This is a genomic window from Marinimicrobium sp. ARAG 43.8 (assembly GCF_050113635.1).
Lineage (GTDB): Bacteria > Pseudomonadota > Gammaproteobacteria > Pseudomonadales > Cellvibrionaceae > Marinimicrobium.
This window is the reverse complement of record NZ_JBNJLT010000006.1, coordinates 1-16,920: the sequence shown is the minus strand read 5'-3', so window position 1 is coordinate 16,920 and position 16,920 is coordinate 1. Positions and strand designations below refer to the sequence as shown.

General features: G+C 59.3%; 11 protein-coding genes and 1 tRNA gene. 5 read left to right on the top strand and 7 right to left on the bottom strand.

Features of this window, described 5'->3' with window-relative positions:
* Nucleotides 1-9 precede the first annotated feature (9 nt).
* Nucleotides 10-1,419 (top strand): efflux transporter outer membrane subunit, encoded by a 1,410-nt coding sequence (locus tag ACQCLF_RS12240; RefSeq protein WP_426987656.1) that lies wholly within the window; start codon nt 10-12, stop codon nt 1,417-1,419.
* A gap of 109 nt (nt 1,420-1,528) precedes the next feature.
* Here ACQCLF_RS12240 and ACQCLF_RS12235 read toward each other — a convergent pair whose 3' ends face one another.
* The 3 genes from ACQCLF_RS12235 to ACQCLF_RS12225 all read right to left on the bottom strand — a co-directional run bounded on the left by ACQCLF_RS12235 (nt 1,529) and on the right by ACQCLF_RS12225 (nt 9,215).
* Nucleotides 1,529-2,608, bottom strand: a complete 1,080-nt coding sequence (locus ACQCLF_RS12235) for a 3-deoxy-7-phosphoheptulonate synthase (protein ID WP_426987654.1) — start codon at nt 2,606-2,608, stop codon at nt 1,529-1,531.
* Between the two features lie 171 nt (nt 2,609-2,779).
* Nucleotides 2,780-6,361 carry a UvrD-helicase domain-containing protein gene (locus ACQCLF_RS12230; protein WP_426987652.1) on the bottom strand — a complete coding sequence of 1,194 codons (3,582 nt, stop codon included), beginning with the start codon at nt 6,359-6,361 and terminating at the stop codon, nt 2,780-2,782.
* A gap of 52 nt (nt 6,362-6,413) precedes the next feature.
* Nucleotides 6,414-9,215 (bottom strand): PD-(D/E)XK nuclease family protein, encoded by a 2,802-nt coding sequence (locus tag ACQCLF_RS12225; protein ID WP_426987650.1) that lies wholly within the window; start codon nt 9,213-9,215, stop codon nt 6,414-6,416.
* Between the two features lie 42 nt (nt 9,216-9,257).
* Here ACQCLF_RS12225 and ACQCLF_RS12220 point away from each other — a divergent pair, with 42 nt between their 5' ends.
* Complete coding sequence (locus ACQCLF_RS12220; protein ID WP_426987648.1) at nt 9,258-10,025, top strand: putative bifunctional diguanylate cyclase/phosphodiesterase; 768 nt, start codon at nt 9,258-9,260, stop codon at nt 10,023-10,025.
* Nucleotides 10,026-10,042: 17 nt separating this feature from the next.
* On the opposite strand, the gene murI is transcribed toward ACQCLF_RS12220, so the two are convergent.
* Entirely contained in the window at nt 10,043-10,873 is an 831-nt protein-coding gene (gene murI, locus ACQCLF_RS12215) for a glutamate racemase (RefSeq protein WP_426987646.1), read from the bottom strand.
* A 157-nt stretch (nt 10,874-11,030) separates the two neighbouring features.
* Here murI and rmuC point away from each other — a divergent pair, with 157 nt between their 5' ends.
* Both rmuC and ACQCLF_RS12205 read left to right on the top strand, forming a co-directional pair.
* Entirely contained in the window at nt 11,031-12,596 is a 1,566-nt protein-coding gene (gene rmuC / locus ACQCLF_RS12210; protein ID WP_426987644.1) for a DNA recombination protein RmuC, read from the top strand.
* A gap of 18 nt (nt 12,597-12,614) precedes the next feature.
* Nucleotides 12,615-13,076 (top strand): DUF2489 domain-containing protein, encoded by a 462-nt coding sequence (locus ACQCLF_RS12205; RefSeq protein ID WP_426987642.1) that lies wholly within the window; start codon nt 12,615-12,617, stop codon nt 13,074-13,076.
* Nucleotides 13,077-13,079: 3 nt separating this feature from the next.
* On the opposite strand, the gene trmA is transcribed toward ACQCLF_RS12205, so the two are convergent.
* The 3 genes from trmA to ACQCLF_RS12190 all read right to left on the bottom strand — a co-directional run bounded on the left by trmA (nt 13,080) and on the right by ACQCLF_RS12190 (nt 16,486).
* Nucleotides 13,080-14,180, bottom strand: coding sequence for a tRNA (uridine(54)-C5)-methyltransferase TrmA (trmA, locus tag ACQCLF_RS12200; protein ID WP_426988022.1), 1,101 nt, complete (start codon nt 14,178-14,180; stop codon nt 13,080-13,082).
* A 129-nt stretch (nt 14,181-14,309) separates the two neighbouring features.
* The gene (locus ACQCLF_RS12195; RefSeq protein ID WP_426987640.1) at nt 14,310-15,092 is read right to left on the bottom strand and encodes a hypothetical protein; all 783 of its coding nucleotides are present in this window, start codon (nt 15,090-15,092) and stop codon (nt 14,310-14,312) included.
* Nucleotides 15,089-16,486 carry a two-component system sensor histidine kinase NtrB gene (locus ACQCLF_RS12190; RefSeq protein WP_426987638.1) on the bottom strand — a complete coding sequence of 466 codons (1,398 nt, stop codon included), beginning with the start codon at nt 16,484-16,486 and terminating at the stop codon, nt 15,089-15,091. The genes ACQCLF_RS12195 and ACQCLF_RS12190 overlap by 4 nt, the downstream gene beginning before the upstream one ends.
* Nucleotides 16,487-16,843: 357 nt before the next feature.
* On the opposite strand from ACQCLF_RS12190, the gene ACQCLF_RS12185 reads away from it, so the two are divergent.
* A tRNA-Val gene (locus ACQCLF_RS12185) sits at nt 16,844-16,919 on the top strand.
* Nucleotide 16,920 lies beyond the last annotated feature (1 nt).

Below are 16,920 nucleotides of genomic sequence, written 5' to 3'. Positions count from 1 at the left end.
GGTATGGGAATGAAGGGCGTCCGTTATCGCAGTGTGTTGTCGGCTTCCGTTCTGCCAGCCTCATTATTGGCGCTGACCGTCTTCTCCGGCTGCGCACGGATCGATCCGATTGAGCGACCTGCGCTGAACCCGGAGCTTAATTGGAACAGCGTGACGGGAGAGAGCGATGTTGGTGAAATAACCGGGCCCTGGTGGCAAGGGTTCGAGTCACCGGCCCTGAATCGCCTGATGGCCCAGGCGATGAAGCAGAGCCCGAACCTGGCGGCGGCCGAGCAACGCCTGCGACAAGCGGAGTGGCAAATGCGCAGCGCCGGGGCATCGGTCTATCCCAGTTTGACGCTCGGTGGCAGTACCAGTCGTCGCAGCAGTGAAGATGTGGAGGGCGACAGCCGCGCTTCGGAATCAACGTCAGCCAATATCGGCCTGAGTTATGAACTGGATTTGTGGGGACGGGTAGCGGCTGAGCGAGCGGCGGCGCAAGCGAGTTTTAACGCCAGTGAGTTCGATTATCTGGCGGCGCGTTTGAGCCTCACGGGGGCGATTGCAAACGCCTGGTTTGAGTATCAGGCCCTGCAAACGCGTATCGAGATTGCGCGGGAGAACATTGATCTGAGCGAGCGGGTTATGCGTGTGGTCGAGGTGCGCTATAAAAACGGTGCCGCCAGTGCCGCCGATGTGTCCCGGCAACGCACCAGTCTGCTTTCGCAGCGCGCGCAGTTGCCGCCGCTGGATTACCAGGCCCGACAGACCCGTCGTGCATTGGCGGTGCTGATTGGCGAACTGCCTCAAAACCTGTCGCTTGATGATGAACCCCTGCGGGATATCAACGTGCCGCAGTTGCGGCCGGGTACACCGGTAGACGTTATTTATCATCGTCCGGATCTTGCCCGGGCCGAAGCGCAGTTGCAGGTGGCTGATGCCGATGTTGCTGCGGCACGCCGTGCATTTTTACCCAGTTTTAGTCTCAGTGCAGGGTTTAGCCTGGCGACCTCCTCACTGTTTTCACTGAGCGATGCCCGGGAAGTGAATTCCGTGGGTTTATCGCTTAGCCAATTGTTGTTTGATGGTGGCCGCACGCGCGCGCAAACCCGCCAAACCGAAGCCCGTCGTCTGGAGTTACTGGCGCAGTACCGGGAAACCTTGTTGACCGCGTTGCAGGAAACCGACGATGCGTTGGGGCAGGTGGTGTTGCAGCGGGATCAGGAAAGCAGTGATCAGGCCATTCTGGATGAAGCGGAGCGAACCCTGGAGCTGACGGATGTACGATACCGCGAGGGCAGTGATGATTTGCTGACGCTGATTGATGCCCAGCGCAGCCTGTTCCAGGCTCGAGACCAGTTAATACAGCGCCGCCTCAATCGCCTGAGCGCCGCCGTCACGCTCTACCAGGCCATCGGCGGCGTCACGACACAGCCTTGAGCGTGGGTGAGGTAGCCTTGAGCGTGGTTGAGACAGCCCTGAGCTTGATCGACCGGTAGAGGGGAGTGCCGAGCGAGGGGGCGAATCACCCGCCCGCTCGAAAGGTATCTTACGAGGACTGGCGCTTGGCCAGATGATCCTTGATTTTATCACGCATGTCTCGCAACGCCCGCTCGGTGGTGTCCCAGTCAATGCAGGCATCGGTAACCGACACGCCGTACTTCAGGTCGTTCAGGTTTTCCGGGATCGGCTGATTGCCGGCCCCGATATGACTTTCGACCATCAGCCCCACAATGGACTGGTTGCCTTCCGCGATTTGATTGGCCACGTTATCCATGACCAGAACCTGTAGTTCATGGTTCTTGTTGGAGTTGGCGTGGCTGCAATCCACCATGATATTCGGCGGGCTCACTTTGGCTTTTTCCAGTTCCTGCTCGCACATGGCAACGCTGACGGAATCGTAGTTCGGCTTGCCGTTACCGCCGCGCAATACCACATGCCCGTACTGGTTGCCACGGGTGTGAATGATCGAGACCTGGCCCTCGGTGTTGATACCCAAAAACCGGTGCGGCTTGGACACGGACTTCAACGCGTTAATCGCCACGGTCAGGCTGCCGTCCGTGCCGTTCTTGAAACCCACGGCGCCAGACAGGCCGCTGGCCATCTCCCGGTGAGTCTGGGATTCCGTGGTGCGGGCACCCACAGCGGACCAGCTGATCAGGTCCTGCAGGTATTGCGGGGAGATCGGGTCCAGCGCCTCGGTGGCGGCGGGCAGGCCAAGCTCGGCAATATCCAGCAGCAAACGGCGACCGATATGCAGGCCTTCCTCAATCTTGAAGGAGTCGTTCAGGTGCGGATCGTTGATCAGGCCTTTCCAACCGGTCGTGGTCCGGGGCTTCTCAAAATAGACGCGCATCACCACATAGATGGTATCACTGACTTCTTCAGCCAGTTTTTTCAGCCGCTGGGCATAATCCTTGGCGGCGTCCACATCGTGAATGGAGCAGGGGCCGATTACCACAAAAATCCGGTGATCCTTACGATCAAGGATATTGCGAATCGTTTCCCGGCCCTGGGTGACCACCTCCCGGGCTTTGTCGCTCATCGGCAGCTCACGCTTGAGATCGGCCGGTGAGATCAACAACTCCTGGGAGACTACGTTGAGATCGTCTACTTGAGTGTCGGTCATCGAATTGAATCCATTGGGTATAGTGCGTTTACAGCGCTATTCTACTGAAAACCGCGCTTCTTTTGGGAGAAATTTCCCTATCACTCCAATAGATACCGGAAGATAGCTCCAATCGATAGCGCTTACCGGGGTTGGTGTCCCGCGGACTTTATCACCAAGGCATCAAGCCGCTCACCACTCCACAACGACCAACCGCGTCGATGCGTCCAACAGCGGGAAATACAGCGCGGTTTTAATGGGCCGCTTTTCACCAAAATCCTGCAGCACCTGCGCGTAGCGTTGCAGCTGTGGGCGATAGGTCTGGATCTCGCGCGCCATAAAGTCCTCGGTGGTTTCGCCCGTTTCTGGTTGACTGCTCTTGTAGTCCACTACCCAGCGCACACCGCCGTCCACGAACGTCCGGTCGATGATCGATTCCCGAACGGTGGCACGGCTGGGGTCGCGGTGGCGCAACGCCCATTCGCAACGGCTGTCTTCGTGGCCCGGGTTTAATAACCATTGGCCATCGGGGTCGGCCAGTGTGGCCCGCAAACCCTGGCGGATCTTCTCCAGGGCGTGGGCTACGCTGTCGGGCTCCCAGCCCAGCTGACGCAGATGCAGCGTCCACAGCGGGCGTTGTTGTTCCGCCCAGTCTTCCGACCAGCGTTGCACGGCATTCTCTGTCAGGTGCTGCAACTGCGTGTGAAGCACTGTGCCGGTGTGCCGGGCGAGCCGGGCCTCGGGGGTTTCCACCTCCGGAATGTTATCGTCATCGTCGTCGAACTCGTGGCCCCGGTAACGCGCCAGTATTTCCATGCTGGGCGACGGGGGCGATTGCCAGTCCAGTGGCAGACGGAGAATCGGTTGCGCATGCTGGGTACCGTGCTCTCCGTCAGGGCTCGACGCGGTCACCGCTGCGGGGGAGGGCATGGGCGCTGCCACCATCTGGCTCTCTACCTCCGCCCAGATGGTGCGCAGCAGTGAACCCTGTCTGGGCGCGCGTGGTTTACCGGTTCGGGCGTCGAGGCCGACACAGCCCAACAGATGCAGTTGCTTGATGGCGCGAGTGCATCCGACGTACAGCAAGCGGGTGGATTCATAGGTATCGCGCTGCTTGGCTTCAGTGCGCATAAACTGGTAGAGCGGATCACTGTCGGCGCCGGTGGGTGCGAGAGGGCCGAGCAGTAACTGTCGCTCACCGTGCTGGCTGATGCGCTGCTGCCAGAGCAGCAATTCCTTATCGTCACCGCTGGGAGCCCGGTCCAGCCCCGGAATGATGACAACGTCGAACTCCAGTCCTTTGGACTTGTGAAGCGTCATGATGTGCAGCCGGGGGTTGGCGTCCGCGCGTGGCGCTGCAAACAGACGGTCGACGGCGCGCTCAAAGGTCTCCCAGTCGCGCAGTCCACCGCCGAGCTGGTGGCGCTCCAGCAAGTTGAAAAATGCCGGTATGTCCTGGGCATCGCCCGGATCGGCCAGCAAAGCGGGGCCACCCAGCGCCAGCCAGATGCCCTCAATCCACAGCCGCAATGGCTTGCGATGCCGATTCCGCCAGGCGTCTTCCAGCACATTCATTACGCGGTCGAGGCGGCGATGTCCCTCAGCGCTAAGTGCCTCAATATCGGCCCGGTGCAATAACTGAGTCCAGAGTACCGGCCACTGGTATTTCAGGGGCGGATTCACAGTGCCAAGCTTAGCGTTGGCAATCGCTTGCAAGTCGTTCAGGCTTAACCCGCACCATGGTGCTCGCAGCACCGACAGCCATGCGATCCGGTCATCGGGATTGAGCAGGGCCCGTGTTAATGACATCAAGTCCACAATCGCCATGCGACTGGCGAGGCGATCAATTTCGGTGGCCTGCCCATGCAACCCCCGGCGTGCGAGCGCTGGCAAAACCCATTGCAGGTGCGGACGATTGCGCACCAGTACGGCCACATTGTCTTCGCTGTTGTTATTCAAAGCCCGGGTGGCGAGTTCGGCCACGGAGTCGGCTTCCTGCCACTGAGCCAGCGTTTTATCGGCGCTGGCATCCGGGTGCCTGGCGTCGCTGTCAGCGTCGTCGTGTTCGCCCTGATACAGGCAGCCGTACACGTTCACCGCGTCAATATCCAGCGCGGCATTGAAGGCTGTCGACGGCGAATAGCGCACCGCACCGCGGCCAATATCATCCCGGGCTGGAAACGCCTGGCTAAACGTGGCGTTGACCCAGCGAACAATATGGGTTTGCGAACGGAAATTGACCGTCAGGTCCAGCGCCGTCATCGGGACCTGACCGACGCCATGCGCTCGTGCGTCCAGGAACAGGCCGACGTTGGCATCGCGAAAGCCATAACAGGACTGCATCCCGTCGCCGACGATAAACAGTGTGCGTCCGTCATCCGGTTGCCAGCCAGCGGTGAGCTGCTCCAAAAGCTGTAACTGGGGCGCGGCGGTATCCTGAAATTCATCCACCAGAATGTGGCGGATGCGATAGTCGAGCTTCAGCGCAATATCACTGGGGTTGTCTTCATCGCCCAGGGCGAGACTTGCCGCCTGGGCGATGGCGCTGTAATCGGTGGCGCCGAGCTGTTTGAACACAAGCGTGAGTTCAGCGCTGAGCAGGGGCAGCAGCCGCGTCAGGCTGTCGAGCAATTGCCACTGCGGCTCGGTGTAGTGCGCTGGTGGCAATTGACGTACCGCGTGCAGCTGCTCTGCCAGATCCGGCGTCATTTCCTGTAAATCCGCCGCCAGCACTTCGTACTGCTGCTTGAGCGCTGCACCGGCTTTTCCTGCCGGAAAGCCTTCTTTCTTGGTGAGACGTTTGCGCCAGTCTCCCTTGCCGGTCAGTAACAGTTCGGCGATGGCGCACCAGTGGGGCAGGCCGTCCGGCTCGGTAGTGGGCAGTTCGACCATGCCTTTTAACATCAGGATCGGGCTTTCCGGGCTCTCCTGCTCCACATTCACGGCCGCCTGATCGGCGAGCGTACAAAGCGCACTGCTGTGGTAACCAATACCCTCGGTGACCTGTTGCAGCTGTTCTTCCACGACGGCCTGCAAGACGCCTTCCAGGTAATCCCGCGCGTGAGCCTGCCGGGCTTCCAGCATGACCCCGAGCCACTGGTCGCGCTTGGCGAGCAGTCGGGTGAGCAGGGATTCCACGCTGCCGAGATGGCTGTCCAGGTGGCGCAACAGGCGCTTGAGGTCGTCGCGAATATCGGCGTCGCGTTCGAGTCTCGCCAGAAACTGACGTACCGCTTGCCGGTAGGCCAGCTCCGGTGTGTCCAGCGTGTCGGGTTGGGCGCCCAACTGACTGTCCAGCGGCAATTGTCGGGTAATGCTGCGGCAGAGACTGTCGATCGTCTGGATACGCAGCCGTTGCGGATTCATCAGCAGTTGCCACTGGCGCTCGTGATCGCGCCGCAACACCTGCTGCGCCAGCCGCCAGGTGCGTTGCGCATGGGGGTTATCCGGTTCGGGCTGCTCCTGCGCTTCGCGCAGGGCGCTCATGATACGTTCCTGCATCTCGCCGGCGGCCTTGCGCGTAAAGGTAATCGCCAGAACCTCTTCGGGGTGATCGCAGTGTGCCAGCAGCGTCAGCACGCGCTGGGTCAGCAACCCGGTTTTACCGGAGCCCGCCGGGGCGGCGACCGCAAAAGAACGGGACGGGTCCAGCGCGGCCTGCCGGGCGTCGAAATCCGGTGGCGCGTCGGGACTGAAGGCGCCGTGGGGGAGTTGTTCCAGGCTGCGAGAGCGGTGGTCTAGGGTGTCGCTATCTATTGGGTCTACTTGTGCCATTGGGTCTACTTTTGCCAAATTGGGGAGGTCTGACATGGGGCATGCCCATGGCTCAATCAGCCGCGCCGTGCTCAGTCAGGTAGCGCTGAACGGTGTCTTTTTCCAGCCATCGATTCAGCGGCAGCAGCTGTCCGGAAAAGCGCTGGGCGTTGGCGTCCTTGAAATCCACGCTGGCCTCACCGGCAATAAACGCCTCGGCCAGCGCCGTCAGTGCGGTGCGCCACTCGTCCTGCAACGCGTCCCAGTCGTCCGCGGGTTTGATGCCGGGTGGAGGTGTGCTTACTTGGCCCAGTCCGATCCACTGTGTGGCTTTGGGATTTAACTGCGCGAAAGCGACACCGGCCACGGGCAGGTCATCGGTCACGGTGTAGAGCGGCAGCTGGGGTTCGTCCGGGCGTTCTCCCAGCCACTGGGACGGATTGAGTTCGGCGCCGGTTTTGTAGTCAATCAACAAACGCTCTCCGCTGGAAAGTTCGTCGATACGGTCAATGAACAGCGTCAGCTTCAGGCCCTGAAACTGGATTTGACGGCGTTGCTCGGTGGCAATTACCCGGAACGGCGGGCGTTGTTTTTCCAATTGCAGCCACCGCTCGACCATGCCCTGTGTTCGTTCCAGCTCCAGCGCACAATACTCCGGACCCAGCTCACGAGGCCGTCGGCGGCGGATAGGGGCCAGAGTTCGCTCGCTGAGCTGGGCGATGAGGGCTTTGAGTTCGTTCTCGTCATAATTGGCCAGGCTTTCCGAGTCCTGCAGTACTTTCCAGACCTCTGCCAATACGCCGTGCAACAACGTGCCGCGCTCGGCGGGTGACAGACCGACAACGGGCGGGTCGGGCAATCGGGCGCCCAGGCGCAGTTGCGCGAAGGCGTTAAACGGGCAGGCTGCCTGCTGCTTGAAGAGGCTGCTGCCGCCGGGGGCGTTTTGCTCGGTATCGAACCTTGGCCCCTGCCGGTCCCGGCTGACTTCAAGGGCGCGGTGTTCGGCCAACGAGGCGCGAAACTGCGATCGTCCAGTCATGGCCATTCCTTCCACTCCTTCCATTTCTTTTTCCAATCCTTCCATGGATGTGTCGGCACTAGCGCTGTTGCGTATCAGGGCGCTGAGGGTCGTTTCCGGAATGCTGCGAATCAGAGGGCTGGGGGCCAGGTCGCCCTGTTCATCGGCACGTGCGCAACTGAAAACGACGGTTTCCGCGCACTGTTCGTAGTGTCGGGTGAGGCTGCGGGCGAAGTCCAGCTCCCGCTCGGCACTGGCGTGGGGCATGCGCTTGTCCCGCTGCAGCTCCAAGGGCAACAGCGGACTGGGTGCCGGGGCGGGAGGCCACTGGCGCTGGTGCAGCCCTACGACCCAGCAGTGGCTGAAGCGCAGTCCAGCACCCTCCAGCGCTCCCAGAATCTGGATGGGAGAATCGGGAGTTTGGGCCTGGAAGTGGGTTTGACGGGCCAGTTGGGCAAGCTGGGTCAGCGCTTGTGGCAAGGATAAGTCGGCGCCAGTGGCCTCCAGCGTGGCGAAAAGCTCCAGCAACTCTCCCCACTGGTGGGCCTGCTGGTACTCAACACTGTCCAGGCGACGCGGCCCCGGCCAGCCCAGTACATTTAGCGTGCGCTGAAATTGCCCGGCCCAGAATCGAGCACTGGCGCTGGAGGGGAAGCGGCGGCGAAGCTCATCAATCTGCTGCAGCCGCTGTACCGGGCCAATGGGGTCACCCGTGTACTCAAGGTCGGCTTCCGTGCTTTCGGTGAGCTGTTCCGCCAAACGTTCACCCACTGTGCGTAGGTCCGTACCGGTCACATCAAACTTACCCGTCTCGCGCAACCGTGTGCTCCAGTGGGTACGCAGCACCAGTTCCCGTTCGGGGTCACCCCAAAAGGGGGTGTGCAACAGGGCGCACACATCGTTGAGCGGCCATTGATCGCGCAGCAGCCCAAGCAGTCCCAGGGCGCTGTGAATGAGCGGTGTGCTTCCCAGCGGTACACCCGCCGAAAAATTGAAGGGCGGGGTACGCCTGGGTTGGTCGGGCAACAGAGAGCCCGGCTCGAACACTTCGGAGAAAAATCGCTCCACTTGGTCCCGTCGCTGCCCGAGGTCGGGCACAATAATACCAATGCTGGCATCTGGGTCCTGTTCGAGCTGTTGCAGGCTCCAGAGTGCTGCCGCACTCAGTTCGGTATCCACATCGGGCACCGTTACCCGATGTGTCCGGTTATGACTGACGCCCGCAGGCATCAAACGGTGAACGTCGTCGCTGGCGGCCTCGAACAGTCGCTGGTACAGCGGCGGGATATCGTCAAAACCCAGTAGCCACAGGCGCGGCAAGCGCGGCAGTTCGCCCTCTGCAAACGCGTCCGCCACGCGACGGTGTGCCATCTCGGGCATCATCAACTGTCGGCTCGCGAGACGTTGGTTGAAGCGTCGCTGCCACTCCAAAAATGCGCGGTTGTTCGCGTTCAGGTACAGGTCCTGCTCCAGTGTGTCGGGCTCTATTTCCCAGCGCATTAAGCTGCGCAGGGCTGTGTCGGCCTGTTGCGCCAGAGGCTCGGCCTGAAGCAGTGTCTGGGCGGCATCGGATTGGCTGATTACCAGCTCCCACAGCCAGTGGCGCTGGTGAGCGGAAGCCGGTGCACGGTCGCTATTGGCGCTCCCATTGCTCATCAGTATCTGCCATTGCTGCGCAAGCCAGTGGTCGAGCAGCCACACTGGAGGTGACGCCCACACCCGCTGCCCGTTTTGCATTTGCCGCTGGTCCCAGGCGTTGAGCAGGTGACGGCGCAATCGGTCGTTGGCGGTGATGATCGGGTCGCCATTCTCCAGCGCAGTGGTTAGCGGCTTCAGGTCGAACAGAGAAGTAGGCATGGGAACGGGCTTGGCTCCTCGTGTGCAAACGGGGTTGGCATAGTGAACGGGAAGAATAACACGAAGATAGAGACCAACTGTAATGACGAATTTGAGCTGGTCTATCAGCCTCAACTGGATATGCAAAGCGGCCATATCGTGTGTGTTGAAGCACTTCTGCGCTGGAACCATCCGGAACGTGGTTTGTTGTCGCCCTGTGCATTTATCCCTGTGGCCGAAGAGTGTGGCTTGATTGTTGCGATTGGACAGTGGGTCATGCGAGCCGCTTGCGAGCAGGCGAGGCGGTTGCACCTCGCCCATTTCTCTCACGTGCGGGTGTCGATCAATGTATCGGCCCGGCAGTTGAATGACCGCCACTTTGTGACCTCCTGCCAGTCGGTGATGCGCGAAACCGGGGTCGCTCCAGAGCAGTTGGTGCTTGAAGTCACAGAGAGCACGTTGATGCTGGACATCAACGCGGCACTGGCCAGCCTTCACGAACTGCGCCGAAGTGGTGTAACCCTGGCCATTGATGATTTCGGTACCGGGTATTCATCGCTCAGTTACCTCAAACAGTTGCCAGTGACGATTTTGAAAGTGGATCGCAGTTTTGTGCAGCACCTGCCTCACGATGAAGACGATCGGGCCATTACGACGCTGATCGTTGCCATGGCCAACAGTCTTCAGTATCGCGTGGTGGTGGAAGGAGTGGAAACCGAATCGCAGTGGATATTTCTGCGTGACTGCGGTTGTCACTATGGCCAGGGTTACTATTTCAGTCGCCCGGTTCCAGCCCCTGATTTGATGGCGTTACTCAGAGACAACGAGTGAAAAACAGGGCCGCGTTGCTAAACAGGCAGGATGCGTAGCTGTTCGAAACCGAAACGCTGCAAGGCCGGGGCGAGCCTGGCCACCTCCGGATCGTCCCGGGTAAATAAAGCCAGGTGCTCCGGGCGGGTGTTCTCTCTGGGCAGCGCCAGCTGGCTCAGCCAGTACTCGACGCGTCGGGCGATGGCTTCTCCAGAGTCGACCAATTGCACTGCTGAGCCGACCCATTGCTGAAGGTCGTCCCGCAACAACGGAAAGTGGGTGCACGCCAAAACCAGTGTGTCCATTTCCCCGTATCGCGGGTGATCGCGTAGCGGCCTCAGCAGTTCGTCCAGACGAGCGGGGTCCACAGGTGTGCCGCGCAGCCGGGCCTCCGCCTCTTCCACCAGCGCAGAGCTGCCCAGTGAGATCACCGTGCAGTCCGCCGCGAACTGTGTTATTAACTCGTGGGTGTAGGGTCGTGCCACAGTACCTGGTGTGGCCAGCAGGCCGATTACCCGGCTGCGGGTTAACGCGGCGGCTGGCTTGATTGCTGGAACCACACCGACAATCGGCGCCGCGAAGCGGGCCCGGATATGGGGCAGCGCCAGAGTGCTGGCGCTGTTGCAGGCCACCACGATAACGTCAGGCTGTACGGCGTTCACCAGCGACGCCAGCACACGACCCACCCGATCCACCAGCGTGGCCTCATCCTTGGTGCCGTAGGGAAAGGCGGCGTTATCCGACGCGTAGGCAATGGCACAGCCGGGCAGCGCGCGCTGGATCTCGGCGGCCACGCTGAGCCCGCCGACTCCCGAGTCAAACACCAGCAACTGCGGAGGGCGTGACGCCCCAGGGCGGACGGACGTCATGGACGCCACCGCTTGGGCGGAGAGGGCAGGGCTTGGTAGAATAGGTGAATTGGCGAAAGCAACATGATCCTGATGGCGCAATGGCGGGTTCAAACGCGATTGTAGGTGGGCCAACGGTCGCGCACAAGCGGCCCCTTCGGAAAATTAGGGAGCATTTTTGTCTCAGACATCCTTAACACTTTTACTCGCCGCTGGCGCAAGCCTGTTACTCGGCGTGGCGTTGGCCGCGTTGTTTTACCATCGCCGTCAAAACGACGCGGTGGCGGCCCGGACTCGCGAGCTGGAACAACAGGCCCGGGATAATGAACGTGATTGGGCGCTGCAAGAGGCTGACCAGCGTTACCGTTTGCAACAGAGTGAGCAGCAGGTGGAACAGCTGCGGGAGCAGCAACGGGCGTTGCGCGATGAATTCACCGGCGGTGAACAACAACGGGAACGGCTTCAGGAGCAACTGAGCGACGCCCGCCAGGAACTGGCCGGGGCGCGCGAAAAATTGCAATACCTGAGCGAAACGCAGAACGATTTGCGCCAGCGCGAGCAGCAGCTGAGTGATACCCGACGGCAGGTGGCGGAGCTGGAAACGCAGCTCGGCCAGGAGCGCAAGCACTTCGAGGCGCAATTGGCGCTGTTGCAAGACGCCAAAAAACAGCTGTCCGGAGAGTTCGAAAACCTGGCGAATCGAATTTTTGACAGCAAGCAGCAACAGTTTTCCAGCAACAGCAAAACCCTGCTGGAAACCACCATTGACCCGCTGAAAGTGCAACTGTCGGAATTCCGTCGCAAGGTGGAGGATGTGTACGACAAGGAAAATGCCGAGCGCAACCGTTTGGCGGGTCAGGTCGTGGAATTGCAGAAACAGGCACAGAAAATTGGCCAGGATGCGGTGAGCTTGGCCCAGGCGCTCAAAGGGAACACCAAATCACAGGGAAACTGGGGTGAAGTGGTGTTGGAGCGCCTGTTGGAACAGTCGGGTTTGCAGAAAGGCCGCGAATACGACACCCAGGTCAGCTACGCGAGCGCCGATGGTGGAAGGCGTACACCGGATGTGGTGGTGCGTTTGCCGGAAAACAAGGACATTATTATTGATGCCAAAGTGTCGCTGGTGGATTATGAAAAATACTGCAACAGTGAAGATCAGGCCGAGCGCGACCGTTTTCTGGCGCAGCACATTCAGTCATTGCGCAACCACATCAAAGGGTTAAGTGTTAAGGATTATGAGCAGCTCGAAGGTGTACGAGCGCTGGATTTCGTGTTTATTTTTGTTCCCATTGAAGCCGCCTTTATGCTGGCGTTGCAACAGGATCCGAAGCTCTACAGTGATGCGTACGACCGACATATTATTCTCGCCAGCCCTACAACACTACTGGCGATCCTGCGCACGGTAGAAAATATCTGGCGCTACGAAAAGCAAAACAAAAATGCCGAGCGTATTGCCCGGGACGCGGGCAAGCTGCACGACCAGTTTGTGTTGTTGCTCGAAGCGCTGGATACCGTGGGCAACCATATCGATAAAACTCGTGACGCTTACGAGACGGCGCGCAAACGCCTGTCGACGGGTAACGGTAACTTGCTGCGGCGGGTGGACAATATTCGAAAGCTGGGTGCGAAAACCAAAAAAGCCATTGATCGGGACAAACTGGAGGATGCGGACGAACTGGCCGATCTGGAAACCTTGAGCGATGCGTCGCTGTCAGAGGAGCACCCTGACGGTGATCCGCAATAGAATAGAGGAGTGAATGCGATGAATCTGTGGGTAGGGCTAGCAGTTGCCGGCATTGTCATTATCGGCGTTCTGGCAGCGGTGGCGGGAACGCTGCTCTTTAAGGTTCACAAGCTCAATCAGGCACGACGTGAACAGGAACGCTTGCAGCAGGAAGCGGTTGATGCCCAGCGCGAGCGGATTAACAAGAGTATCCAAGTGATCGCCCAGGCGATTGGTTCCGACGATATTACCCTGACCGAAGCCAGTATTCGCATCAGCGTGTTATTGGACAGCCTGGGGGTTGACGATGCCGTGCGCGATGAGTTTTCGCCGTTCTACGACCTGAAAACGGCCACCGAACATATTCCGATCCTGGAGGGCTGGAAAGCGCTCAGCCGCAAAGAACAGTTCCAATACGACCGTGAGCGGGCCACCCAGGAACAGTTTCACGAAAAGGCCGTCGTGAGCGCCGCAAAGCAAATTCGTGGCCGGGTGTTCTAATCTTCAAGAGCGCTCGCGCTTGGTGAGTACGGCGCCGCACTCCAGGTGATGCGTGTAGGGGAACTGGTCAAACACCGCAAAATGCGCAATACGATGGGTTTGTGTGAGAGTGGCCAGATTATCCCGCAAAGTTTCCGGATTGCAGGAAATGTACAGAATATTGTCGAAACGCTGAGCGACTTCCGTCGTGTGAGGGTCCAGGCCCGCCCGTGGCGGATCGACAAAGAGGGTGCTGAACCGGTAGCTGTCCAGATCAATATCGCGCAACCGACGGAAAGGCCGGACGTGATCAAGCGCCTGGGAAAAATCCTCGCTGGACATTCTGACCAGGGTGACGTTCTCAATGTCGTTGAGCGTTTGATTGTAGCGTGCCGACGCCAGCGAACTTTTGGCCAGTTCAGTCGCCAGTACCCGGTCGAAATTTCGGGACAGCGGAAGCGTAAAGTTACCGTTGCCGCAATACAATTCCAGCAAATCACCCCCCAAACCGCGGCTGTGGGTCACCGCCCACTCCAGCATTTTTTCACACACCCGCCCATTGGGTTGGGTAAAGCCGCTTTCAATCTGCTGGTAGCGGTAGGTGTGATCTCCCACACGTAGCGACTCCATGACATAGTCACGGCCCAGCACAATTTTCTGTTTGCGACTGCGGCCAATCAGGTCCACCCCCAGCTCGGCTTTCAAGGCGTGCGCGCGAGCTTCCCAGTCTTCGTCCAGTCGTTTGTGATACAGCAGAGTGATCAGGGCGTCCCCAGAGAGCGTTGTGAGAAATTCCACCTGAAACAGCCGGACTCTCAGTAGCGGGTCACTGTTAATCGCGTCGAGCAGCGGACCCATCAACGCATTAATGCGTTTGGACGCGACGGGGAAAGTGTCAATGACAAACGGTTTTTTGTACTCCCCCGGCTGATACATCGCATAATGCGCGCGGTTGTTTTCTTGCCACATCTTGAACTCGGCCCGCAACCGGTAATGGCTTGCCGGTGACTCGAAGACGGCAATCTCAGGTAGCTCAAAGTGCGCGAAATCAGCGCGCAACCGGGCGACTTTATCATTCAGCTGCTGGTCGTACTGCTCGGGAAATACCTGATGGATACTGCTCATGATGCGATATGGCCGGTTGATCGCTTGCAGCGGCGACAGCGCAGTGGCTGCAAGCGGGATAGACATGAATGGAAAGCGGCGGGATTGTAGCAGGTGCTCGCCAGTGAATCAGCCCCTGCGCGGGGCTCGCTACAGCGAATCACACTCGCCCCATTCGCAGGTCACAAAGCGCGGGCCAGAGGGTGCTCCTGTTTCGCTGGAATCACAAAACGCACCGTAGGCTTCGTGCGGCCATTCATTGGCAATGACCAACAGCATCCCGTCCTCGCACTCTGAGAGCCACCTGGACTCCAGGGCGCGGTAGCTTCGCCCGGGAGGCTGTTGCCCAGGGATTTGCAGTGCCAGTGTGGGCACGTCCTCGAGTGTCACCGGACGTTCGGCTTGTGCAATCAATATGCGGCGTATCAGCGCCGCGCGCTCCGTATCATCCTGCTCGACCAGCGGCTGGTTGAGTTCGCGCTCCACATTATTCAATTCACGTTCGCACACAAGACGGCGGTTTTCCGGGCTGCGCTCATGCAGGCGAAGGGTTTTCTCGGCGCGGGACTGGTGATGGTGCAAAAAGCGTACGGCACTCAACGCCATAGCATGCCCACTGTAATCCAGAGTTTCATTCGCCAAAGACAGGCTGTATTGCGTATCTGCGCCAGCCAAAAGGTCGCCGTGCTCTGTCATCCACATCAAACGCAGATCCCGCGCCAGGCTTTTCAAGTCAGGGCCCACGCGTTCACAACGGCCCAGCAGGGTTTCCGTGTAGACGGCTGAGGCCAGACTGGCTTCGGCCAGCGCGTTTTTTTCCTCCTCTGAGGGCGGTGTTACCGTCGGCGTGGCGCAGCCAACGAGCAACACGGCTCCCAGACAGAGGGCAGACAGTGAGGTAACAAATGAGGCACGGGTGGCATACTTGATCATGAGGTGGGCCCTGAAGACAGAGGGTTGCTGGTGCGGTGGTGTTCTGTGTGATCCGCCAGCGGCAGGCGAATGGTAAAACAGGTGCCCTCTCCGAGGAGAGAATCCACTTCAATGGTTCCAGAATGGTGTTCGGTAACAATGAAGTAGGATACAGACAGACCGAGCCCGGTGCCTTGCCCCACATCCTTGGTGGTGAAAAAAGGCTCAAAAATATGTCGTCGGACTTCTTCGGGCATACCGGGACCGTTGTCCTCAATTTGCAGAACGGCGCTGCCCCGGTCCACAAAGGCGCGCAACCAGATCACGGGCGGGCGGTTCGGTGGGTCTGCGTAAAAGGCCTGCATGGCATTGCGCAACAGGTTGAGAATCACCTGCTGGATTTCGGCTGCGGAGCCCATGACCGGGGGCAGAGCGTCTTCCAGCTCGGTGATTAACTCAGGGCGTTTTTCTTCCTGAAGGTTCAGCGCATTGTCGCTCAGCTCCAGTGTGTGTCGAATGACTCTCGCCAGATCGAACTGATCGTGGGGATGACTGCTGCCTCGGGAAAACTCCAGCATATTGCTGACAATGTGCATGGAGCGTTCGCCGGCTTCACGAATGTCGTCCAGGAAACTGAGCACGCGACGCTCTTCCAGATAGCGGTGCAAAACGTCCAGTTTTACGCCCAGCTCTTCCGCGACGTGGTGATTCTGTTCCAGATCGAGAGAGGTGCGGCGCTGTATGTTCTGAACGCCGTGCAAAACCGCGCTAAGCGGGTTATTGATCTCGTGGGCCATGCCGGCGGCCAGCTCGCCCAGCGACATCATTTTTTCGTTCTGGATCATCATATTCTCAATACGCACCCGCATCGTGATATCGTCCATACGGATGACGGCCCCGACCGCCTGTACGGCAATCAACGGGTAAATACTGAGGTCCGTGTAACGCGCGCTGCTGCCTTTGCCTTCCTGCAAGCTCTCATTGAGATAGGGCACACCGGTTTGAATGGTGCGGGCAATGGTATCCATGGAGATGGGGAGGTTGGGGTAGATATCGACCAGTGTTTTACCCAGTGCTTGATTGGGTGGCAGCCCGGTAGACAGTTCGGCCGCCGTGTTCCAATGGGTGACCTTGCCCTCCGGGGTGACCCCGATCAACACCGACGGCATCGCGTTGATAATGCTGTTGAGGTAATCCTGCGTTTCGCGCAACAGGATCTCCGTCGCCTGGTGATGTGCCACTTCATCCTGCAACTGCTGGTTGGCAAGGTTCAGCCGGTCCGTGCGCTCCGCAATACGCGCTTCCAACTCTGTCTGGTTTTTACTCAGGGCGCGTTTGGCCCGCTTGTTATTCAGACGGCTGCGCTGCAAACCGAGGATCAAGAGCGTTTGCAAAAACAGCAGTACTAGGATCACTACCCACAGAAGCGTAGTCGGCCAGCTCGTATCGTCCTGGGCGAGCGAAACAGGACACCACAACAGCAGCGGCCAGACGCCGGGGTGGAGGCATCGTTTCAAACCTGTACTGAAAGCGGGCGGTAAGCGCATCGTAATAGTAGTTATGAACGGTAAAGCGCCATTCTAACGCCCAACGCTGTCCGGTTGGAAACGCTCAGTGGTGCAACCGCTTTACGGCGGGTAAAAACGGCGGTCTTTCAGGGGCGAAATGGTTAAAAAGTGCCCAACAATCAATATCTTGGCTTTTTTCCCATTAATTTCTGAAAAGTGTTTGACACCCCGTCGGATTTCGGTAGAATGCGCAGCCCATGGCGAGGGTGGTTAGCTCAGTTGGTAGAGCGGCGCCCTTACAAGGCGTAGGTCACAGGTTCGACTCCTGTACCACCCACCAC